This window comes from Calothrix sp. CCY 0018, from assembly GCF_963920925.1.
GTDB lineage: Bacteria > Cyanobacteriota > Cyanobacteriia > Cyanobacteriales > Nostocaceae > Rivularia.
On the sequence record NZ_CAWUDI010000052.1, the window covers coordinates 1 to 24,737 of the forward strand.

A 24,737-nucleotide genomic window follows, 5' to 3' on the forward strand; every position below is an offset into this window, starting at 1 on the left:
TATTTCGTTTCCAAAGTTTGACCGTTTGGTCATCGCTAGCACTAGCAATTGTTTGACCATCAAAACTAAAAGCGACGCTTGTTACCCCACCACGATGTCCGGTAAGAGTTTGTAGCTTTATACCTTCAATACTCCAGATTGTTACAGAGTTGTTAGTATTAGCAGCGACAATTATTTGACCATTAGGGCTGAACACCACGCTTGATAAACTACCGCTATCCTCTTTCAAGCGATTGAATTCTTTCACTCTCTGTGTGTAACCCACCTTTTGCAGCGTTCCTCTCACTTGTGCTAATTCTACATCTGGCTTAAAAAGTCCAAAGGGTAAAAGTTTATCGAGAGCGTTTCCTGCCCGCAAAATATCCATTGCCGCTTCTAAATCCTTGTTTGATCCCCACTCTGCGTCTGCGGCTTGTTGAAAAGCTTCAATTTGTTTTATCTGCGCGTTCCTTTGACCAGCTAAAGCCCAAAAAGTCAACCCAATCGATCCCAGTATAACGGCGATCGCAATCCGCCACCGCCACTTATGAATCTGCTGTTTTCGCACAATACTTTCCTGCACAAACTCAGCTTCTACTTGGTTTAACCAATTGTCATTAGAGTTCAATGTTTCATTCAAGACATTGAGATAAGGATTAGCATTCCACAAAAACTGTTCGGGTTGATCTCTCGAACCTTCTTCACCATTTGGTATTCCATACCATAACCGCAGAAAATGATCGTCGATGCGAGGATTAATTTTGTTAAAAAAGTTTTCGACGATGCAGAGTTTGCGATCTAACCAATCAAGTACAGGTTTAGCGTTGGCTTGAAAACCAGATGCTTGTTTTTCTTGGCTTGCAACACTTCGCCACTCCTGTGCCGCTGGAGTCAACCGCCGTTGTAAAATGAAAATTTCTTCTTCCTCTTGCTTCCAAGCTAATAGCTTTTCCCACCCCCGCACTAAAGCATCATGAGCAGGTTCAACAAAAGGATTACCTTCTGCATCTTGTCCTTCCACCAATAATCTCGCTCTACTAAAACGCTCGATGACTTCTTTAACTAAAATATTTTTCTGTGGAGGATATTCCAATTCTGATAAAGGTACCTGTCTGCGAGCTAACTCACCCCCAGTCTGGGCTACCATCCGTAACATTACATGACGAATAACTTGGTCATAAGCTGGATTTTCTTTAACTAGCGTCTCATATTCCTCATCTGCTTTTTGAGTGAGACTAAGCATTACTCCCCCCAATTCTTCATAATCTTTTTGAATCAGCGCCCGGTCAATTGTGATACCACCGTATTCTGCGACCCGTTGTCGCTTTAAATATTTGAGGTAAAGTTCGCTCAAAGCAAAAGAAAGTAGTGGCAAGGCTCCAGGCATATTATCCACTTCATCAATTAGTTGTTCTACTAAATCATGGGGTTGAAAATACATCACCCGTGTTTCTGCGGGTTTTTCGATTGCCTCGCGCAGTTCCCCCCGCGTCATCGCAGGTACAATAAATCTTCCGCTTTGCCAACGTCTTTGTAAGAATGTATTTCCTAAGTTAAGTTCATCGCAAACAAATTTTAAGCCAGCATCCCTAACTTGAGGTTCAAAGTCGGAACGCAAAGTTAACACTATTCGTAATTGATTACGGTGGTGATTAATTGCTGTGAGTATCTGTTGAAAAAATTCTTTGCGATCGCTCTCCGAATGACAAAGTGTAATTAATTCTTCGCTTTGGTCAATAAAAATTAATAATTTGCAATTTGGATTATTTTTGACCCAAACATCAACACTTTGAGCGAGAGTTTTTTGTTGCTTTAACTCTACGAGCGGTAATTGAGCATCAACAAGGGCATTGTTTAAGGCTTGGAAAGGTGTTTCTCCAGGACGTATCGGTGACAAGATAAACCATTTATCGGTAGTTTCTTTTTTTAACTTAGGAATTAATCCGGCTTTCACCAAGCTGGATTTACCCGAACCACTAGCACCCAATACCACTGTTAAAGGATGAGTTTTAACAAAATTCTGTAACTTTTCAACTAATTCGCTTTGACCTCGGCAGATAACTATCAATATCGCCTCGTTTGGCATCCTGGGGAATTAAGTAACCAGCAGGCCCCTCATCACCATTGAGCGCGACTCCATGACCGGCAAAGTAAAATAATAAACGGTCATTTTCACTGACTTGTTCTGGTAATGTTTTTTCTAAAAATTGATTTAATGTACTTAAAGTTGCAACTTCGTCCAAACATACCCAAACTTGATAACCATGTTTTTCGCGAAGAGTTTCTACTAGCTTTTTAGCATCGTTGACGGCGGTTTTCAAGGGAGAAATGCCGTTTGTGTAATTGTTGATGCCGATGATAAATGCGAGGTTGCGGGAGAACATATTTCGATGAACAGTTTAGTAATGTTGGAAAAAATTGGAAGTTTAGCATTAATTCCCCATGAGTTAATTTTAGATTACTTATTTTTACCAACAGCTTGATAAACTAATTTCATTACATCTGCTGGAATTTCTCTCACTAAACGAATGGGGAATGTTTTCGTAGATGCATCTACCGCATATTCGGGTGTGAGAAATACGTCAGAGGAGAAAGAACTATTTTTGGAAACAAAAGCCAAAGTAATTCCCTGGATATATTTACGAATATCGGCAGCTTTTTCTCCCACTACTTCACTTTTATTCTGGCTTTCCCTTCCTGCTATAGATGCTGGATCTTTGACGCTACCGTGAGTTGCACCGACAATCCCCACCAGCCATTTAGGTGACGGAATTTTGTTAAAACTAATCACTTGTTCGGTTAAAGCTGGGGTGGTTTTGTCTGCGGAGGATGCCAGCATAAATGTAGGAATTTGGATTTTTTCCAATCCAGTTTCACCAAACATTACAGAAGTTGTTGGGTTGAGGGCAATTACTTGTTTAACGCGACGATCTCGGAGTTGATATTTCTTTTCTGGTAAATCTTGGGCAATACACTGTAACCATTCTGATGAATTCGTGGAAGCTGGGAGATCGCGGCAATAAGCTTTTAAATAATCGATTTGCATTTCACCTCCTGCTATGGCTAAAACCGTCCCACCACCAAAAGAATGACCGATCGCAGTCACATTATCGGTAGAGACTTGACCGAAAAGTGGGTGATTAGATTGGTTATTAAATTCTGTTAATTTATCTAAAATAAAACTAATATCTCGGGGACGTTCTAGAAATTCCTGCGGCTTCATTAAGGAAACGATTCCATCTTTTTTAGTCCAATTGATTTGATAATTTTGGTCGCTACCCGTATGCTCGACTGCTGCAACCACATATCCGTGGGATGCGAGATGCTTCGCGATATAAACCATATCGGACTTATTCGACGAAAAACCGTGGCTGAGGACAACTACGGGTTTTGCTGTGGTTTTTTTAGTTGAAGCTTGAGGAAAATAAATATCCACGGGAACCGAGCGAGAAGAGCGTTTTTCGTCCTTTAAATTGAGCTTAAGAACATCTACACCCGCATTCCCCGGTTGAGTTGGATCGAAATCTGAACTAAATTGAGAATTGTTAATCGCAGACAGTTGAGGAGCGATCGCATCCATAAACTGCTGGGTTTGCTTGTAAGCTAAATCTAATTGGTTAAATGCTTTTGATGCTTTTTCGACATCTATTTCTAGCTGTTCGCTGGGATAAGCATCAATAAAACTAATAATCGAAAGTCCCTTCTTATTTTTAGCACCATGAACTAACGCAGACCTCAATGCTTGCATTCCCCCACTCTCCGAATGCAAAGTTACTTTTGCTAAATCCTTGAGAATCGCACTAGCACCTGGGGTATATAAAAATCGACTTAATGTGACAAAATTAACGGGATATTTTGTTTGTAGTTTTGTTAATAATGCTTGACGTTTCTCCACAGGCAATCGGTTAGTATATTTTTTGTAATGTCCCTGGATTTTTCCGGTTTCGGCAATCTGTTGTAATTCTGTCACCGAGATAGATTCGGACAAAATACCGTAACGCAATACGACGTTTTCGGCAGCAATACTGGGAATATTCGTGCTTAATAGATAAGTAGCAGTTGCAGAAAGTAAGCCAGCAGATGTTTTTAAGATATTCAAATAGGTTTGCATAACTATTTTTTAGTTTCAAAAAGTGGTCGGTAATAGGGAGTTTGCAACCGTGGGTGCTGTTATTTCCCGTGTATGTATAGATATAGTTGCCACTTTTTTTAACTGATGCAGTCGGGAAATTGATCGGCGCAAAGCACCAGCAAAACAGCAATCAAGAATTCCTAAGAAATGACGACAAGTTACTCCCTTTCCGCCAGAAGATTACCTAAAAAAAACCGCAGAGACGCAGAGAGCGCAGAGAAAAGAGATAAAGAGAGATAGGTAATCTTAGAGCGGGATAGGGGTAATTTACTTAAATGTTCATTCCTAAGCAAATTCCGAATGAACCGTGATTCATCCGGAACTAATCTTAAAAGGGTGATAAGCCTGCGCGGGATGGCTTTAACGCTGTCTTCAATGCGTTTAATCCTGCTACATCGCTAAAGTAGTTAATATGGTTGCAAGAAATTTCCTGAATTTGTGGTTGAGGAACCCGCGCAACATTAACATTCTTGATACTATTAACCGTTACGGCGATATCATTAAGTTGATTGAAGAATACTAAGTCTATTGATTTATGTCGCAGTTTTTGCGCTAATCGCTGCAATTTCTCTGTAGCAGACTCCATTAAGTTATTTCCTGCAATAATGGTGTAGGGAATTCCCGGATCTGGACTTGCAGCTAAGGATTTGAGAAAATCCGACTCCGGCTGCATTTGATCTAAGGAAATATCAATCATTTCTAAGGTTGCAACTAAGTTACCTAATATCTTCACTGGTAAAGCGACTGTAGATAAACTATTTAACCCAAATGTGAGTAATATTATCGCCCAGTCTTGGACTGTAGCCCAAGGTGAACCCGCATTGGGTGTACCTAACATAATCAAATGATTGACTATTTTATTACCACCCTCGCGTTCGATAAACCAACGAGAGACTAAACCACCCATCGAATGCGCGACAATATGTAATTGTTTACCGTGATTTTCACCCAAACCTACTGCTTCAAGACGCTGTTTTAATAGTCTGCCGTTTTCTTCAATTGAGGTATTTAGGTTTTCGTAATCGAAAGCAAGAATTAAATCATACATTTGTGCTAAGGGTTTTTCCTGACCTTCTACTTCCATTTTTGCTCGCTGCATTGCGGGTATCATGCTTTCAGTATCGCCGATAATACCGTGGATAAAGAGAACTATTTTTTCTGCTTGCTTAACTTGCTGCTTGACTTGTTCTAAATCGGATTCATAACTAACTTTTTCATCTGCTGTTACTTCTGCTGCTGCTAATCGCGGATAAGCATACTCTAATCCCAATTTTTCACATACTACTTTTTGGAAGTAAATTTGCACAGCACTTTGTATACTGCGTTCCCCCGATACGGGTTCGGGTAGACGCTCTAGTTTAATTTCGGTTCTACCGTTTTTAGAATATCCAATTCCCAAGGGAAAATAAAATTCGCCGTCATAAGCGATCGGTAAAACTTTTTCTCCTGGTGCTAAGGATGTGTCAACGATTAATTTTAAAGGATTTTCGCGGGTGAGTGTAGAGATAGTTTCGGCATTTATATCTCTTAGTTCCAAGACGTTTAAACCAGGTTCGATTCCGCGACTGCTAGTTAGTATAAATGGTTGGGATTCCCGTAATAATGGTGGTAAATGTATGTTGTCTGCATCTCTCGTAGATGAGGAAATATTTGTTAAACGAGCTTGTGCTTGTAACTGTGGATGAGCTTGCAATAACACACCTGCACCGAGAGATACACCATTCCCAGAGTTGGGTACGCACGTAGTCTCCAGGGGTCTATGAGTCTTAATTACAACTTGAGAAGTTACCCAATCATCGTATTCTTCTACCTCATCATCAGCGATTAAATCCCTTGATTGCAAGCGATTCATCAAACGATTTAAACTACCCGCACGCAAACTTCCTCGTTCTCCGCGTGTATCTTTTTGACGCGGCAAATCGAGTTTATCCTGTTCTAAAAGCCGAGCATCAAATTCATCCGTGCAAACAATTAGTTTGAAAATATCTTGATATTCAGTAATTCCTCGTTCCCATACTTCTTGGGGAACGCTAGCACGAATCGATTTTTTACCTAAAGCCCAAGCTTCTTGATTTGGTTCGAGTTTGACGCAACCAGCTTCAAAAAAGCCCGCACTAATAGCAAATTGTTCGGTTAAATCGAGTAAAGCACAATATAGGGTTTCATTGCTAGTGTTTTTCAGCTTAACTGTAAAAGCGGGTTTTTTCCATTTACCGCTATCGTCTTGATAATAATTGAGATGGATTTCACCATCTGACAAAATTTCATCATCTTGATGAATTTCCATTTTTACAGCATCAGCGCTAATCCGACTATTCGCAGTGCTGGCAAGTTCGCTTAAATTTGTCCACCGGGCAATATGTTCGAGTCGTTGAATAATTTTGACGGCGCTATCTTTGGTGTAGTCTTGAATTGAAGCAACTATTGGTACACCGTCAGCAGGTCGAGTAATGATATATTCATTCTTTAGAGCCAATACCTTAAATTCTGCTTCGCTGTCAGTTTCTCGCACATATAGCGAGGGTTGATTATTATCTTCGATGGTTTGTATTGCTTGTTGTAATAGCTTCACTCCTTCTGCATCGCCTTCAACGCGTACAGTCTTCGGAGGTAAAGGTAAACTGGTTATAACGGCTTTGAAAGTTTGTTCTTTTTTATCGTCAAAGTTAGGGGTAATTTCAACTTTACTTAATTGCGGTAAAACTTCGGTTACTTTCGCTTCTGCAACTTTGTTAGATAATGCACGTAAATTTTGTCCTTGAGTTTCAATCGGGAAAAGAGCCAAATGCATCGTTTCCTCACCATCTCGACGAGGTACACCATGTACCGCACCACCATCGATCGCCCAGCCATGTTGTTTGTGATATGACACGGTATAGTAAGGAAGGCGATCGCCAATTGCACCACCCAAAAAGTATTGCTCTAAATCTCTGGTATCGATCGCTTCTAGCTGCGGAGATTGTTGTTTGATTTTACTGCGTACTGATGCGTTTATTTGCTTGAATAAATCTCGATATGTTAGATTTCCCTGAACTTTTTTGAGTGTTTCCGTGAGAAAATAACAAAAAGCTCCCCGATGTTCGCCATCTGCACGATATTCTTTAGCAGTTTCCGAATCTTGACAAGATGCAAATAGAATATGTCTTCCTCTAGGTAAATTCCAACCAGAAGCTTGTTTATCTGATGCGATTAAATCCCGAATTTCTTCTGGTGAAAAAATAAAGCTATCTAAAGGGCGTATACGCTCATCTGTTGAATATTGACGCACTGCGGTTTCTTGGTATGGATCTCTACTTCCAGATCCAGAATGACAGCAATCTAAAATCAAGGTAATATGAGGATTTTTATCAGCAACTTCCGAAATTAATTTTGCTAATTCCTTATCTGCTAAATCCCAACCTCCTTGCGATCGACTGTCATAACAAACTAAAGTTTCATCTAATTTATCTGGTTCCAAATGCCAAAATTCTCCTGGTGCTTGTTCTTGGGAACCGTGACCGCTATAGTAAAATAATGCTACATCATTACTAGTTGCTTGACATAAATGCTCGCGAAAACCATCAATAATTCCTTGACGGGTTGCTTCACTATCCTTAAGAGTTCTTAACTGTAAATTCCATCCTTCTGTTTTGACACGGGTTTGTAAATATTCTTCTATTGCCTTTACATCGTTAACACAACCTTGAAGAGCGCTAACAGGAGCAGCGTATTTGTCGATGCCTACTAATAAAGCGTAAATGTTGCTAGTCATAACAATTTTGGATTCTAAATTTTGGATTGATTCCACAGATAAATCTGGAGAGAACAATTAGTACTAACCCTATGTATCTCATCAACTAAATTGTTATAGAAGTTAAGGAGTTGAGCTTATGCAGTAGCTATGACTCAACCGACAATCTGACTAGTGACAAGCGCCCCAAAACCTTATTTATTCGGTTCTTCCGTACATAGGGCTTGCTGATTAAATATTTGGAAAAGAGGGAACAGGAAACAGGGAACAAAGGAAAAATATAAAAAATCAAAAAACGCACTATCAATTACTGTATAAATTATGTATAGTGAGCTTGATAACAAATAGGACAAAGCAAACAGTAGCGAGTCATAACTCTTAATAGTGGGCTTTGTAATTGTAGCCCAGGCTTCTAGAGTGCGGGCTGCTACCTATGCCCTATGCCCAATCCTCAACACCTTTTCAACTGACTCAAATGCACCACAATCTCATCAATTGCATTCCTAACAGTACTAATTGGCTGTTCGGTTTGATTCACCATAATACTGAATACTACGGGGCCATAATTAGGTGCGTTGACATATCCCGCAAGCGTTATCACACCAGTCATTGTTCCGGTTTTTGCTTGTACTAAACCTTCAGGAGCCATATCTTTAAAACGATTTTTTAAAGTACCATTTTTACCTGCTACTGGTAGGGAAGCACGGAAAACTTGATCGTAAGGAGATTTCGCCATTCCCTGCAATGTCTGCACTAATGCTTGGGGACTAATTAAATCTTTGCGAGATAAACCCGAACCATCTACTAGTTTATATGTGCTGGGGTCAACTCCTATGCTTGTTAAAGTGGATTTCATCACTTCCAAGCCAGCATCAACAGTAGTTTCGTTTCTCTCCAACGGCTTTTTAGTAGCCAATGCTTTCAATAAAGCTTCTGCATACAGGTTATTGCTATTAATATTTGTCTCTGTAATTAATTCCGATAGCGGTGGAGATTGCACTGCTGCTAATTCCCTTCCAGTACTTTTAGGAGTTCCCCGGTACGCTCCTGCAACCGAAATTCCTTGTTTACCAAGACTTTGACGGAAATGCGTTAGGAAATTTTGGATGGGATCGAAAACTGCGATCGCGGTTACATCTGGAGGAGAATCTTCAGCAAGTTGTCCTTTTAAATACAGTATTTGTCCTTTCAAATCGCGTTTAACTTCGATATATTTTTTAGTACCTTTACCTGCTGTCACCGTTTGGTTAACAACTTTCCACCCAGATCCATCTAAAGGATTATCCCACTTTAATAATAAAGGTCTACCCACTTTTTGAGGAAACAACCTAATTACAGCAGCATTTTCATTTAAGATCAAGCTGTTAACTGGTGCGCCGTAATAAAACTGTACGTCTTCCCACATCCAACTGGGTTCGACTGCTTCACCTTTAAAGTAAGCGTCATTGGCAATTAATTGATTAATTCGACTAACACCTTTTTGTCGCAATTGTTTTGCCAATACTTCAAGCTGCTCGTCTTTTAAACTCGGATCTCCTCTACCTACAACTTGTACTACACCATTACCGTCACCATATACGGAAGTGCGGATGCGATAATTAGGACTAAGTGCCTGTAATGCTGCCGCCGTTGTCATTAACTTGGTAACGGATGCGGGAGTGAAGTATTTACTGGCATTCTGGCTGTAAAGCGTTTGTGGCGAACCCAGATTTTGAACCAAAACACCCCAATGAGTTCTGTTAAACTGGGCGCGATTTGTTACAGTATCTACCGCAGAATTTAGTTGAGAAGCGCAAAATTTATTTGCTGGTGCGGGAGTATTTCTAGGAGTAGTGGGAATATTTCTCGGAAGTGTCGGTATAGTTGTACTAGGAACCCGAGGTGTATTTCTAGGAGTTGTTGGTATTACAGTTTGTGCTGTTGCTGCGGAGTGGTTAACGCCAATTTGAACGCCGAAGAATAGTAATAGTAAACTTAGAGAAGACTTTTTAGACATTCGAGTAGCGATAATTCTTTATATTTCACGTGTACTTTATGAGTGCTTTCGCGTTACTGAGGTTCCACGAATGTTGTTATTTAAACACAAATATGTTATTGGTTCGTAGTAACGCGGTGACTCGCATCTGGAATCCGGATGCGCTAAAGCGCTACTACGAACATTTTTTTTATCATTCAAATACCAATTTAGCAACTGCTGCAATTACTGCATTAGCTTCTACTGGTTTGGATAGATGCATTTGAAAACCGGCTTCTAAGGCTTTTTGTTGTTCTGTTTCTCCAGCATAAGCCGTAAGTGCGATCGCCGGAATTTGACTGCAATTCTCTGGCTGGGAAGTCCTTATTTGACGTAACATTTGATAGCCATCTATTTCTGGCATTCCAATATCGCTGACTAACACATCTGGTTTTAAGTCAGGAAGAATTTGCAGTGCTGCGGATGCTGATGATACTGCTGTAACGGAAGCTCCATGCAGTTGCAAATCAAAGGCAATATATTCAAGGGAATCAGCTTCATCATCTACAACTAAAACTTTAATCCCACTCAAATCTTGAGATATATACTGCTGCTCGCTTTCTCGATTAATTTTCCGATTTGAAGCTAATGGTAATCTGACTCGGAAAGTAGCTCCTTGCCCTTCACCTAAACTGGATGCTTCGATGGTACCACCATGCATTTCTACAATATTACGCACAATGGCGAGTCCTAATCCCAATCCGCCGAATTTTCTGGAAATAGAAGTGTCTTCCTGACGAAAGTAATGAAATATGTATGGTAAAAATTCCGGATTGATACCTTTACCAGTATCGCTGACTGTAATTTGAGCTATTGTATCACAGCGATGCAATTTTACTTCTACTCTTCCACCATTGGGGGTAAACTTGATCGCGTTAGAAAGCAGGTTCCAGAATACTTGCTGCAAGCGGACTTCATCACCCGTAACTTGTCCGATAGGGTTTACAAATTCCGTATGAATTTCAATTGCTTTAGTTTCTGCTGCTAAACGCACTGTCTCTAAAGCTGCCATCATTACCGATTCGAGATTAATTGGGGCAGCTTTCATTACCAGCTTACCTCGCATAATCCGGGAGATATCAAGCAAATCTTCAATCAGGTTAACCTGCAATTTGACATTGCGTTCAATAACTTTTAAACCTTCAGCCTGCTTATCTTCGTTCAATATTCGCCTTTTGAGTAGCTGAGTCCAACCCAAGATCGGGTTAAGCGGGGTGCGTAATTCGTGGGAAAGCATGGCGAGAAACTGATCTTTGAGGCGATTTGCCGTTTCTGCTTGCTCGTGGGCAGTTTGCGCTTGTTGCAGGGCATCTTGCAAAGCTTCTTCAGTCCGCTTTTGGTCGTCAATATCGGTACAGGAACCAAACCATTTAATAATTTCTCCTGAATCATTCCGCAGCGCAAACGCTTTACCAAGAAACCAGCGGTATTGTCCATCACTAGCGCGTCGAAGGCGGAACTCAGTATTGTATACTTCACCTGTACATAGCGCTTCATTCCAAACATCAATAGAGCTTTGGTAGTCATCGGGGTGTAAGGAATCACCCCAGCCCCAACCCTGGAGTTGTTCCTGACTCATACCTAAATATTCATAACACCGTTGGTTAAAGTAGTTGAGGCTACCATCGGGTAAACTCGTCCAGACTAACTGCGGCATGGTGTTTGCCAAAGTTCGGAAATTTAACTCGCTTTCTCGTAAAGCTTCCTCGAAAGAGTGACGCTCGGTAATGTCTCGCGAAATACCAATTACTCCTGTAGTGTTACCTTGCTCGTCGCGCCAAAGGTATTTAGTTGTCAGCAAAGTTACCAGCATTCCGCGTGCGGGAATTTGTTCGCTGTAAGTTATCGATTCGCCTTCTCTTAAAACTTGCTTATCTACCCGTGCAATATTTTCGGCAATTTCTGAGGGAAACAATTCGGTATCCTGCTTACCAACAATTCTCTCAACCGTAGTACCCAACCATTCAGAAGTGGTTTTATTGGCAATTACATAACCTCCTTGTAAATTTTTCACAAAAATAGCGTCACTAGCACCTTCAACCACTGCTTTTAAGATGCTATTTTTTTGCGCTAATTCTGCTTCGGTGGTTTTGCGATCGCTAATATCGGTATTAGTTCCATACCATTTAATAATACTTCCTTCCTGACTTCGTAACGGACGGGCTTGTTGAAGTACCCAATGGTATTCCCCATCAGCCGAACGCACGCGAATCTCTGCTTGGAATTCGTTTCCGGTTTGTACGGCTTCTTGCCAAAGTTGTTTCAATCGCCCTAAATCTTCTGGATGAACTACACAATCACAATTTTTGGTTTTTAAATCTTGACGCTTCATACCCGTAAAGTCATACCAGCGCTGGTTGCGGTAATCAACTTGTCCGTTTGGTAAAGCCGTCCATACCTGTTGCGGAATAGTTTCGGCAATCAACCATAATTGGTATTCTTTTTGGTACAACATATCTAAGGCTCGTTGCCGCTCAATCGCCAATCCTGCCAAGTAAGAGGCTGTATGAATCAGTTGCAATTCCCATTCACTGGGACTGCTCGGCGTGCGATAGTATATTGCAAAGGTTCCTAAAACATTTTTTTTGCTATCAAAGATTGGTGTAGACCAGCAAGCCTGTAAATTGTTAGTAAGTGCCAATTCACGGTAGTTTTCCCATTTGCGATCGCAGGCGATGTCTGGCACAATAACCGTTTGTCGCGTATAAGCTGCCGTACCGCAACTGCCTTCAGATGCACCCATCGGAACACCCGACATTAGCCCTTGAGTATATTCTTTTGGTAAGCTAAGACTTACGCCGGGATAAAGTTTTTGAGTATTTTTATCCAGCAGCAGAATCGAACACAAGCCTTGATTTAACTGTGTCTCTATTGACTGCACGAGCATTTTTAGTACTTCGGATAGAGAAGCGCCCGTACTAATAAGTGCCAAGACTTGATTTTGCGCGGTAAGCAGAGCTTCGTTTCTTTTGCGATTGGTAATATTTTGCGTCAGCACCATACCGGCAAAAATTTCACCCCGCTCGTTAAGGATAGGAACGGTATAGGAAGAATAAACACGATCGTCATAAGCAATTTCATTAACGGTGGTTTGTCCCGCTAAAGCTGCACGATATATAGGTTCGATTTGCGATATTGTTTGAGTGGAAAAAATTTCCCTGGGGGTTTTACCAATTATTTCTTTATTGTCGAGTCCAATAACTTCTAATTCAGTTCCTTCACACAACAAATAACGTAAATCGCGGTCAAATAAAAATACTATGCTATTAGGAATATGTTTAGCTAAACTTCGATAAAGCGTTTCTCGTTCGCTTAGGTTAATGTTAGCTTGCTCTAATTGTGTAGTTTGACTCTCAAGACACTGCTTTAATTCCTGATTTGCTATTTGTAACGAGGTTTCAAGCTGTTTGCGTTCGGTAATGTCTCGTGCTACCCCGTATAATAATTGCTTCTCAATCGCGGCAACCGCAGTCCAAGCCAGCCATTTGTAAGAACCATCTTGAGTGCGATAGCGATTTTCAAAGTAAACTGTGGATACTCCCGTATTCAGTTTTTCCACTTCTGCGATAGTAGCATCTCGATCTTCAGGATGAACAAACTCAAGGAAAGAAGTGGCAAGAAGTTCCTCAGTTGAGTAGCCCAAGGTTTTACTAAAAGCAGGATTTAACCGTTTAAAATATCGATCAAATCCGGCAACACACATTAAGTCTAAGGAGATATTAAAAAACTTAGTATCGGATAATCCAATTTCTACATTTTCATTATTTACAGCATTTACAGCAGAATCACTCGCAGATTCCGAAATTTTGGAAGGTATATTATTTTGTATATTATTTTGTCTAATCTTTCGTGTAATATCGCTAAATGTAGTTACAGTCGCATAAGGTGCGGATGTTCCCGCTTGAAACAAAGGCTGAGAACTACAATTAAGCCAAATCAAAGAGCCATCCGGCTTGTAAAATCCCATTACAACGTTATGGCAAGGTTCGCTTGTTTGCAACGCTACCATTGCTGGCTGCATTTCACTTTGCATCAGCGAACCATCTCGATCGATCGTTTGTTTCCAAAGGTTGGTAGAAGAATTGCCTTGTATTTGAGTAATACTGCATCCAAGAATAGTTTCTACGGTAGCGTTACAGGCACAAATATCACCATTAGCAAGAGCTAGCACCATTCCCTCAGAGCCCGATACAGGTGTATTATTTACCAATAACCGCAGAAGTCCCACATCTCACCCGATAGGGGAGTGTGGGATGAATGCGCGGATAAAAGTCTTGCGTCCTAAATTGCAATGTTTACGACGAGCTTTTTAGGACAGCGAGACTTTTATCAATCTCCTCGGATGCCAACGAATCAATAAAGTCTTCGATTACTGCTGTCATTGATTTGTCCTTACTTGCCGCGTACAACCGAAGTTTATTCATCCTACGGTCGCTCAATCTTACTTCCAACTTTTTATTTTTCATTATCATCCTGACATAATCATTACATTTATGTTAGTATGTTTAGAGGTCGAGCAGCAAGGGATTTATCAATGAGAACTTCGTATCAATACCGATTAAAACCTAATAAAGAACAGCGAGAAATTATTGACAACACGCTCAATATGTTGCGCTGTCAATATAACTATGAATTAGCTCAAAGATTTGATTGGTACGAGGAAAATCGATGTTCCATTGACAGATGTCCTCTTGTTTGTCATCTTCCAGAATTAAAAGACAAACCTAACCGTTTTAGTCAGCAAGCATCGTTAAAGCAACTCAAAAAAGAACGTCCTTGGTATAAAGGTATTCATAGCCAAGTATTGCAGGAGGTTCCTAAAAAAGTTGAGATTGGATTTGATAGATGGTTAAAAGGTGATTGTAACGGCAAAAAATCTGGTAGACCAAGATTCAAAGGTGTAGGACAATATAAGACTTTTACTTATCCTCAATTCAAGCAACATGATCTTGTTGGCAATAAAATTACCTTGTCAAAAATTGGAGATGTAAAAGTAATTGTCCACCGTCCTATACCAGATGGTTTCGTTATAAAAACCGTATCAGTTACAAAGAAAGCTAACGGTTACTATGTTACTCTAAGTCTTGATAATAAAGAAGTTCCAACGATTAAGCCTGATTTCAATGCGGATAATATTGTCGGCATTGATGTAGGACTTATTGATTTTTATGTAGCTTCTGATAATACCCGAATTGCAGCGCCAAAACATTTGCGTAAAGCTGAAAGAAAATTAAAGTCAGCGCAACGTAAAGTATCGCGTAGAAAGAAAGGTTCTAAGCGTAGAAAGAAAGCAATTAAACAATTAGGTCTTAGACATAAAAAAGTAGCTGATACCCGTAATAATTTCCATTTCAAAACAGCTAAGAAATTGCTATCAAAATATGATGTAATTACTGTTGAGAAGTTGAATGTAAAAGGACTTGCTAAAACACGATTGGCTAAGTCGATTCATGATGCTGGTTGGGGTCAGTTTATCAATATACTTTCATTCAAAGCCGAAAATGCTGGGCTGAAGGTAATAGCTGTCTCTCCAAACGGTACAAGCCAGAAATGTTCTAATTGCGGTCATGTTGTCAAAAAGCCGTTGTCTCAGAGAATGCACAATTGTCCGGTATGCCATACCAATTTGTGCAGGGACTTGAACGCGGCTATAAATATCAGGAATCGTGGGACGCACGACCTGTATAAACAAGCTCAGTCAATGTCGTTGCATTCGAGTCGCTGAGAAGCCTACACTGTACCGTAAGGTCAGTGTAGGTACGTCACTAAGAACAGGTTTTTTGCATGAAGTTTTAACCGCTAAAAAGGTACGGAGTCAACACCCTACCCTAAATCCCCCTTACAAAAAAGTCAGGGCTTGATATCAACCGCTTACTTCATAACCTTCAAGAAATAAAGAGAGACTGCGAATTTAAACCGAATTGTAAACTAACAAGATTTGAAAAGCGTTATTTATGTTTATCTCTTCGTGGATATTCGGGACGCGAAATTGCTTTTATATACGATAAAAATAGGATACCGAAAAAAGAAGAATTGATTCAATACAAAGAAAAACTTGATGCTAGAATCAGAAATTTGCAGAAAGAAGCATCAAAAGGATTAAATAAATATCTGAAATTATTGTTAGGTTTAGATGAAAGTATTAATAAACCACGAACTGATGAACTGATTAAATTTTTAAAAGAAAAAGGATATGGGATAAAGGATAATAGCAAGCAAGAAACCATATATACTTGCAGCGTTAATAATAGTTAATCCTGTTAGTTAACTCCACCCCTTTACAAAGGAATGGAGTTTTGCAACTGGTAACTGCTCACTGCTCACTGCTCACTGTTAACTGTTAACTGCTACAGGAGCCAAAGTTGCAGTAGTATCGCTCTTAAGTTCCCAATACTTATAAGCAGCGTAGGCAAAGGTGACAACCCCGGTAATAATTGCGGATTCGTCAACTTCAAACTTGGGATGGTGTAATGGGTGATTTACTTCTCTATCCGTGAAACCCACACCCAAACGGAACATTGAACCCGGTGCTTTTTCTAAATACATCGAAAAATCTTCTCCACCCAAAGAAGGCTCCGGTAAAATTTCAACGCGATCGCCACCCCATGCTTCTTCTGCTGCTGACTGAATTATTTGAGTAAGCGCTAAATCATTTTGAACGCTGGGCACCCCTTGGCGATAGTCGATTTGGTATTTTGCACCGTAGGTATCGCAAACGTTTTTGACAATATTTTCAATCCAGCCTGGTAATTCCTTGCTGCTATCTGGGTGGAGCGATCGCACTGTTCCCTGCAAGCGCACGGAATCGGCTATAATGTTTGGCGCTCTACCACCAGTAATTTTTCCTATACTTAATACTACTGGATGTAGGGGGTTTTGGGTGCGGCTAATTGCTTGCTGTAATGTGGTAATTACCTGTGCGGCTATCCAAATAGCATCTATTGCTTGATGAGGGCGTGCCCCATGTCCCGATTCACCAGTAATAATAATTTCTAAATCGTCTGCTGCTGCGGTTAAAGCACCATAACGTATACCTACAGAACCCGCAGCTATAGAAGGAAAAACGTGAATTCCCAAAATACTATCCACATTATTCATCGCTCCATCTGCAACCATCCAGCTTGCACCTTGAGCAATTTCCTCTGCTGGCTGAAATATAAACCGTATTTTTCCTGACAACTCTTGTGATAACTTCGACAAAATCATTGCCGTACCCAAACCCACCGTGGTATGGACATCGTGACCGCAAGCGTGCATAATGCCTTGATTGCGCGAAGCATAATCTAATGGAGCTAATTCCTGAATCGGTAAAGCATCCATATCGGTACGAATAGCCAATATACGCTGATCATCGCCACTACCTTCGAGTTCGCCAATTACGCCAGTTTTGCCAACATTTTCCTGAACATGAATACCGTTAGAAGACAAAACCCCAGCCACGAAAGCGGCCGTTTGAAACTCTTCACCACTGAGTTCCGGATGAGAATGAATGTGACGACGAATTTCAATTAAACGCGGTGCTAGTTCTGCTGCTAAATCTTTAATACGAGAAAGCATTGATTAATTTTTTTACGAGCTTTTTCCCATAATAAAGAAATGTAACACTTATTACCGTTCATTTTATACAAATTAATTTGTTGGCAATGGGGAATTGATAACTGCTCACTGTTGACTGCTAACTGTATTATGATGTAACATACAAAAATATTAACTCTTGGAAATAAACGGTAACTAGATATGTAGTTCTTCAAATCACTCAAGTTTATGTTTTAGCGCGAATGTTGTCTTTTTGGACGCTTCTATTTTTATTCGCTGCAAACTTTGAATTTGAATTTGATTGAAATTTTGATTGAACTTACCGAGAGTTAAAAGAAATGAAACAAATATATAAATATCCGCGTACCCATCACATTCAGGGTTCGCGACTCCAGCCTGGGGATGAAGAGTTAGATAATATCCCTTTTGCGGAAATTAAACAGCGCTATGGAGTTGTTGAAGAAAAAATTGATGGTGCGAATGCTGCTATTAGTTTTACTGCTGATGGACAAATTCAACTGCAAAGTCGGGGACATTACTTAACGGGGGGAGCGGGAGAAAAGCACTTCAACTTGTTTAAGCAGTGGGCTAATACTCATGTCGCCAGTTTTTGGGAAGTATTAGGTAAACGTTACATTCTTTACGGAGAATGGCTGTATGCAAAACATACCGTTTTTTACGATGCTTTACCCCACTATTTCTTTGAATTCGATGTCTTAGATTTAGAAAAGCAGCTATTTTTGAGTACGGCGAAAAGAAAACAGTTATTAGCAGGATTACCGTTAGTTTCCGTACCCGTGCTTATGAAAGGAGAACTTCAATCCTACAAACAATTAATTAGTTTACTGGGAAAATCGCATTATCAAACCTCCGAGCATTTACAAAATTTTGAAAATATTTGTTTGCAAAAAGGACTAGATATCGAACGTTGTTTGCAACAAACCGATCAAAGTTCTGTAATGGAAGGTTTGTATATCAAAATCGAATCAACAGATACGGTTGTAGAACGATATAAATACGTGCGATCGAGCTTCTTAACCACCATCGAGCGATCGGATGGACATTGGCTCAATCGTCCGATAATTCCGAATCAGTTGCGCGATGGTGTTGACTTGTTTGCAGCATAGTACAGACAGACGTAGCACTGCTACGTCTCTACAGTTGTTAATCCAAAATCTAAAATCATGAATTGGACTTTTGCTTATTGCCCAAATCAGGGTGATTTTGCTATAAATTGGCGCGAATTAGAAGATAAATTTGAGTGGTTGCGGTTGCTTGCTGATTGTCCGCAGGATGCACGCTATCACGCTGAAGGTGATGTTCTTACTCATACAAAATTGGTGTGTGAGGCAATGGTTGGATTACCTGAATGGCAAGCTTTACCTGAAACACAGCGCTCGGTGCTGTTTGCTGCGGCTTTACTGCATGATGTCGCAAAACCAAAGGCTAGCAAAATAGAAGATTCGGGTGCAATTAGTTCTAAGGGGCACGTGTTACAAGGTGCAAAAATGACCCAGGAAATTCTCTGGGATTTGAATGTACCTTTTAAACAACGAGAAGAAATTGTGGCTTTGGTAAAATACGGAAGTTTACCTCTGTGGTTTTGGGATAAATCAAATCCGCAGGAAGCTGTAATTAAAGCTAGCCAAATAATCCGTTGTGATATGTTAGCAATGCTTGCCGAAGCTGATGTCAGAGGGCGTTATTGTGACGATCGACAGCAATTATTTGAACGCATTGAATTTTTTAGAGAATTTTGCCAAGAAAACGATTGTTTTACTCAACCGCGCTCGTTTCCATCAGCCCACAGTAGATTTATTTATTTTCAAAAACAAAACGGCAATCCAAATTATCACGCTTATGACGATACTCGCTTTCAAGTAATAATGATGTCAGGATTACCCGGTTCGGGAAAAGACACTTGGATTAATGAAAATCTTCCCGAATATAAAGTCATTTCTCTCGATCAATTGCGTCACGAGATGGGTATTAAACCCGGCGAAAATCAAGGTGAAGTTGCAAATGCCGCGAAATCTATTGCTAAAGAATATATGCGAGCGGGAGAATCTTTTGTTTGGAATGCAACTAATTTAAACAAGCAGTTACGCGGAATGCTGATTAATTTATTTGCAGCTTATCAAGCAGAGATTCGCATTGTTTATCTAGAAAAATCTTGGACAGAACTATTGCGAAGAAATCAAACTAGAACTGAAAAATTACCAGAAAAAGTACTTTACCGGATGAAAAATCGTTTGGAAGTTCCGACTGTTATTGAAGCGCATCGAGTGGATTGGATTGCGAGTCAAGAGTAAGAGAGGGGGAGACAAGGGGAAATTCCCAACTTATTAATTATTAGCAGGGAGCGAGACGCTCCCACTACATTTTTAATTCTTAACTCTTAACTCCTAACTGCTAACTTTAGATTTTTCGGTTATTTCTTTGAGGAAGCCATCTTCCATATGAATAGTTCTGTCTGCTACATCTAAAATACGGTTGTCATGAGTTACCATCAAAATTGCCGAACCTTGTTCTCTAGATAGTCGCTGCATAAGTTCGATGATGTCTCTTCCGGTTTTACTGTCTAAAGCAGCAGTAGGTTCATCGGCAAGAATTAATTTAGGTTTACCAACTAAAGCGCGGGCGATCGCCACTCTTTGTTTTTGTCCACCTGAAAGTTCGCTGGGGTAGTGATTGGCGCGATTACCCAACATCACTGACTTTAAGATTGCTTCGGCTCTAGAAATTGATTCTCGTTCGGGAACTGATTGAAGTTCTAATGACATTTGCACGTTTTGCCTTGCTGTCAAGAATTCCAATAAATTATGAGCCTGAAAAATATAGCCAATTTGACGACGTACATTAACCAATTTATCGGAACTAGCTTTATAAAGTTCGTTTCCCAGAAATTGCAGACTTCCTTCTTGAACCGAACGCAAACCACCAACTAAAGTTAATAATGTGGTTTTACCCGAACCTGATGGCCCTGTAAGTAGAGTAATTTCTCTAGGATTAATTTCTAAATTAATATCAAACAGAATTTGTTTTTTTAGCGATTTATTGCCGTAGAAATAATTTAAGTTTTTTGCTTTTATAATCGGTTCATTCATAATAATTTTGGGAATAGGGAATAGGGAATAGGGCATTGGGAATAGGGCATTGGTAATTGGTAATTGGTAATTGGCAATGTCTCCCCATCCCCCCTCTCCTTGTTTCCTTAAAAAATATCCGCCGGATCGGCAGCTTGTAATTTTTGTACTGCTAAAAACCCGGAGGCTATACACATTGAAGTTACTAAGGATACAACTAATATTCCTTTATCCCAAGTCATTACTATTGGTAGTTTTGTGGCTTCTTTGGCTACATCATACAAACCAAAGGTAATGATTAATCCTGGAATATAGCTAAGTACGGCTAATAATATCGCTTGTTGAAATACGACTTTTAATAAATATTTATGTTTAAATCCCATTGCTTTTAAAGTGGCAAAGGCAACTAAATTGGTGGAAATATTGCTATAGAGAATTTGATAGACAAATACAGTTCCGACTACTAAACCCATGATGGTCATCATACTAAACACAAAACCAATAGGTGTGCGTAAAGACCAGTAATCTTTTTCAAATTTAATGAAATCTTCACGGTTTAGAATTCGGACATCATTGGGTAAATTGGCTTTCAGATTTGCTATTAGTTTTTCTTTATCGACGTTCTCTTTAAGGTTGATTAAACCTATATCTATATAGCTGGCTTTACGGTCAAGAAAGCTTCGTAAAAAAGTTGAATAGCTGAGAATTAAATGACCATCTACACCAAAGGAAGGACCGAGAGAAAATAAGCCACCAATTTTAACTTTATAACCAACGTTAGCATTGTAGCTAAATACTTCTACTTTGATATCTTTTCCTTGCGAAAAGTTTTCAGCAATTGGGCCATACTCCGGTCGAGAAGCTCCGTCAAAAAGAACTGTATTAGGAAGTTTAATTAATGGTAATAATTTATTTACTTGAGGTAGGTTAAAAACTGTTTCGGCTGGGTCGAAACCAACTACATAAATAGGATTTTTTTCTCCAGTATAAGGATTTTTTAATTTAGCAAATTGAACGTAAACAGGGTTAACTGACTCTACACCATTAAAAGCTAAAGTCTGATATAAACGACTCCGGGGAAAGCTTTGTTGAGAAGTTAAAGCATTATATTGAGAACTTATTACAAACAAATCTCCTTTAAAATTTTGATGCAATTGTGTAGCACTAGAGTAGAGCGCATCCTGAAAGCCAAACTGCATAAAAATCAGAATGACAACGAAGGAAACACCCGCTAAAGTCGCTAGAAAGCGTACTCTTTGTTGAGTTAGTTGTAGCCAAGCAACGGGAATGGTCATGATGGGGAGAAGGAGAGAGGGGGTAGAGGGGGTAGATAATTAATTCATAACTGGTAACTGTTCACTGCTCACTGTCTTAATAAGTGTTTGTACTTGGAGATTAGTTAGATTAGCAACTTTTTCACTGTCTTCTGGTTGAAGACGGATTTTTACGTCTATTACTTTGTTGTCTGTGTCTGCTTGTGGATTGACATCAAAAATGTCTTGTCTGTCTACTTGTAAACCAATTTGATTAACTGTTCCTTGTAGTTCTCCATTGAAGGCTGCACTGGTAATGACAGCAGGTTGACCGATTTGCACTTTTTTAATGTCGGTTTCGTAGACTTCAGCGACGACGTACATTTGACCTGTTTTTCCGATGTCGGCAATTCCGTTATTACCAACTACTTCTCCCGCACGGACGTTGACATCGAGGATTTTACCGTCTATAGGAGAGCGAATCGCGGTTAATTCGTAATCGGCTTTTGCTTGTTTGACGGCGGCGATCGCGCTTTGCAATTCGGCTTCTGCTACTTGTACATCGACTGGACGCACTTCTTGTACGCTGTTTAAGGTTGCTTTTGCCTGCTCTAACTGAATTTTGGTGGTTTCGATAGTCCGGTTTAATGTTTCTTTGGCTTCTTGAAGTTGTTTTTGGGCGGTTTCGAGCCGCAAACGACGAGTATCTGCTTCTGATGCTGCGATAGCTCCGGCTTTGTAAAGTCCTTGATAGCGTCGATTTTCAACTTCGGCATTTTTAACCTCGGCTTCTATTCGAGCGATGGTTGCTCTTTGAGTGGCGATTTGTCCTTCTAATTCAGCTGTTAAACGAGAAATGTCTTCTTTTTGGGCCTGAATATCCCCGGATTTTGCGCCAGCTTTTACCCGCGCTAATTGGGCTTTGGCAACTTCAACGTCTACTTTGGCTTTGTTTAAAGCGGCTTCGCTGCGGTCGTAAGTTTCCATAATTGCCACTATTTGATCTTTGCTAACTTTATCCCCTTCTTTGATTAAAAGTTGGGTGACTCTATTGGTTCCAGTCGAAGTTGGTGCGGACAAACGAATAACTTCTCCTTGCGGTTCCAAACGTCCTAAAGCTGCAACACCAATAATAGCTGGTTCGCTTGGTTGTGTAGTAGGTGCAACTTGTTGGGAATTAGAGCGAAGCTGTACCAAGCCGTAAAGAAAGACAGCCGCCCCACCGCTCGCAGCCAAGGCGATTAATACATATATAATTCGCCCTAAAAGGGGTTTCTTTAAAGGCTGACCTTCCTTTTGAACCATGACTGTTTCGTGCCTTGAGAATGATTAGTAGTTGCTTTGTAACTTATTTCGAGTCTAAATTTAAGTTTTAATTCTCAGCTTTTTTCAACTAAGAAATAGTGACTGATATCTAGACTATAAATTGAAAACAAACAGAAAATTTTTCTGGTTTATATTTAGCTTTAACTGATGAAATTAAAAATCGGGGAGACAAAGTAAACTTCTTTTTTTGATATGACTAAAATCTTTACATTATAGAATCTACCGAAGTTTCTGTCGCAGTATATGGTTGATATTCAACTAATTTTATATCCCACGGTCCTTTGATTTGATAGGTAATACCGCGCCATTTAACTTGTTGCATAAACATTGCTGAAGTTAAGGCAAAAGTATAAACCATTTGAGTCAGGGGAAGTGCTAGTAAGACTTTGAAAACTGTAGCTGCATCAATTGATGGAAGTATTTCGCCTTTGAGTTTAACTATACCGCGTACCTGATATTCTAAAATTACCAGACATAGGATTTGGGTAACTACATAGATCGCCAACCCACTGCCAAAATAAGCTACAGCAGGTAATTGCCCGTTTAACCACATAAAGGGCGATAACGCGATCGCGACTGTGGGAATTACTGTAGTTAAAACTCCATGAATGGCGATCGCCTTCCAAGAGGTGTGATACAGTCGAGAGCAAAGCAATTGACGTTGAACCCAAGGTATAAAGCTTTTTAAATCGGTTTCTTCGCGATTTACCATAATTATGGAAGGTACAAACTCGACTCTTAGCCCTTGTTGTTGCAAGATGTGCTTTAGCATTGTGTCTTCGTTAAAAGCTTGTTCCCACTTCTTTAAGAGTTGTGTTCGACGAAAAACTTTTGTTTTGATTGCCAAACTTCCACCCCAAGGAATCCGGTAAAAGTGCATCTGAATCACCGCAGCTACATTCCATATATATCTAACTACACTTCCCCAATATTTACCTTGCGGCAAAAACCAACGGTTGCCTGTTGTTGCTCCAACTTGAGGATCGGCTAAAGGACTAATTAATTGACGCAACCAATTGGAATGTACAACCGTATCTGCATCTACTAACGCTACCACTTCGCAATTAGCATCTAAGTTAGATACAGCTTGCACTAAGGCACTACATTTGAGACTACAAGTTAAACGCGGAACCACTAAAGAGCTAATTTTAACGTGCTTTGCGGCTTGTTTTTCTACCGTCTGAGTCACCATTTCCCAAGCTGGATCTTTATCGCTATCTACCACTATTTGTAATTCATAGTCGGGATAATTTTGGTTGAGCAATGCCTCTAAACATTTAGGTAAAAATGGGTCTGCACCACGCAAACAAAGTATTACACTAGCTGATGGTAAATTTTTCTTTTCATCTATTAATATATCTTTTTCTTGTGGTGTACTCCGATATTGGTTTAATTTGGATACGAAAGCAACCGTTAGCCATACATAAAATATTGCTAAACAGGTTAGTAAACCACAAATTATAATCGATACTTCATTCATTTATTTCTCCTATTTATTCTATCAAAATATTATTTATGTTGGATGTTTCCTTTTTCTAAAGTTATAGCAATAGGCTGTATCTAGATTTCGATATTTCCCGTCCCCTATAACTAAATTCAAAGTCAAGCAGAATAATTAATTGATTTATCTATTGATTTATATGGGCGATATTTAATTAATTTAATATTCCAAGGTTTATTT

General features: G+C 39.8%; 13 protein-coding genes and 2 pseudogenes. 4 read left to right on the forward strand and 11 right to left on the reverse strand.

Going from position 1 to position 24,737, the window contains the following annotated elements; translation table 11 throughout:
* The 6 genes and pseudogenes from ACM03V_RS28560 to ACM03V_RS28585 form a co-directional block, all read right to left on the reverse strand.
* Positions 1–2,065, reverse strand: a pseudogene (locus ACM03V_RS28560) (hypothetical protein); the annotation flags it as partial.
* Positions 2,010–2,363, reverse strand: coding sequence for a caspase family protein (locus tag ACM03V_RS28565; RefSeq protein ID WP_414624190.1), 354 nt, complete (start codon positions 2,361–2,363; stop codon positions 2,010–2,012). The pseudogene ACM03V_RS28560 and the gene ACM03V_RS28565, both read right to left, overlap by 56 nt.
* A 74-nt stretch (positions 2,364–2,437) precedes the next feature.
* Positions 2,438–4,090: an alpha/beta hydrolase gene (locus ACM03V_RS28570; protein WP_414624191.1), complete on the reverse strand. Its 1,653-nt coding sequence runs from the start codon at positions 4,088–4,090 to the stop codon at positions 2,438–2,440.
* Positions 4,091–4,439: 349 nt separating this feature from the next.
* Positions 4,440–7,862 (reverse strand): caspase family protein, encoded by a 3,423-nt coding sequence (locus ACM03V_RS28575; protein WP_414624192.1) that lies wholly within the window; start codon positions 7,860–7,862, stop codon positions 4,440–4,442.
* A gap of 430 nt (positions 7,863–8,292) precedes the next feature.
* Positions 8,293–9,837, reverse strand: a complete 1,545-nt coding sequence (dacB, locus tag ACM03V_RS28580; protein WP_414624193.1) for a D-alanyl-D-alanine carboxypeptidase/D-alanyl-D-alanine-endopeptidase — start codon at positions 9,835–9,837, stop codon at positions 8,293–8,295.
* 172 nt (positions 9,838–10,009) lie between these two features.
* A complete protein-coding gene (locus ACM03V_RS28585; protein ID WP_414624194.1) occupies positions 10,010–14,029 on the reverse strand; it encodes a PAS domain S-box protein in 4,020 nt (1,339 codons plus the stop codon).
* Between the two features lie 360 nt (positions 14,030–14,389).
* Between ACM03V_RS28585 and ACM03V_RS28590 the strand changes: the two are divergent.
* Both ACM03V_RS28590 and ACM03V_RS28595 read left to right on the forward strand, forming a co-directional pair.
* Positions 14,390–15,716 (forward strand): annotated as a pseudogene (locus ACM03V_RS28590) (RNA-guided endonuclease InsQ/TnpB family protein).
* 172 nt (positions 15,717–15,888) lie between these two features.
* Entirely contained in the window at positions 15,889–16,110 is a 222-nt protein-coding gene (locus tag ACM03V_RS28595; protein ID WP_414624195.1) for a hypothetical protein, read from the forward strand.
* Positions 16,111–16,188: 78 nt separating this feature from the next.
* On the opposite strand, the gene ACM03V_RS28600 is transcribed toward ACM03V_RS28595, so the two are convergent.
* A complete protein-coding gene (locus ACM03V_RS28600) occupies positions 16,189–17,412 on the reverse strand; it encodes a M20 family metallopeptidase (RefSeq protein WP_414624196.1) in 1,224 nt (407 codons plus the stop codon).
* A gap of 317 nt (positions 17,413–17,729) precedes the next feature.
* Here ACM03V_RS28600 and ACM03V_RS28605 point away from each other — a divergent pair, with 317 nt between their 5' ends.
* Together ACM03V_RS28605 and ACM03V_RS28610 are read left to right on the forward strand one after the other, a co-directional pair.
* Positions 17,730–18,518 carry an RNA ligase family protein gene (locus ACM03V_RS28605; protein ID WP_414624197.1) on the forward strand — a complete coding sequence of 263 codons (789 nt, stop codon included), beginning with the start codon at positions 17,730–17,732 and terminating at the stop codon, positions 18,516–18,518.
* 57 nt (positions 18,519–18,575) lie between these two features.
* Positions 18,576–19,703, forward strand: coding sequence for an AAA family ATPase (locus tag ACM03V_RS28610; protein WP_414624198.1), 1,128 nt, complete (start codon positions 18,576–18,578; stop codon positions 19,701–19,703).
* Between the two features lie 93 nt (positions 19,704–19,796).
* Here the strand turns inward: ACM03V_RS28610 and ACM03V_RS28615 are convergent, their stop codons facing one another.
* From ACM03V_RS28615 to ACM03V_RS28630, 4 genes are all read right to left on the reverse strand, one after another.
* On the reverse strand, positions 19,797–20,498 hold the full coding sequence (locus tag ACM03V_RS28615; RefSeq protein ID WP_414624199.1) for a DevA family ABC transporter ATP-binding protein: 702 nt from the start codon (positions 20,496–20,498) through the stop codon (positions 19,797–19,799).
* 107 nt (positions 20,499–20,605) lie between these two features.
* On the reverse strand, positions 20,606–21,772 hold the full coding sequence (gene devC, locus ACM03V_RS28620) for an ABC transporter permease DevC (protein ID WP_414624200.1): 1,167 nt from the start codon (positions 21,770–21,772) through the stop codon (positions 20,606–20,608).
* 39 nt (positions 21,773–21,811) lie between these two features.
* Entirely contained in the window at positions 21,812–23,035 is a 1,224-nt protein-coding gene (locus tag ACM03V_RS28625; protein ID WP_414624201.1) for an ABC exporter membrane fusion protein, read from the reverse strand.
* Positions 23,036–23,261: 226 nt separating this feature from the next.
* Positions 23,262–24,536, reverse strand: a complete 1,275-nt coding sequence (locus tag ACM03V_RS28630; protein ID WP_414624202.1) for a glycosyltransferase — start codon at positions 24,534–24,536, stop codon at positions 23,262–23,264.
* Positions 24,537–24,737: the final 201 nt, after the last annotated feature.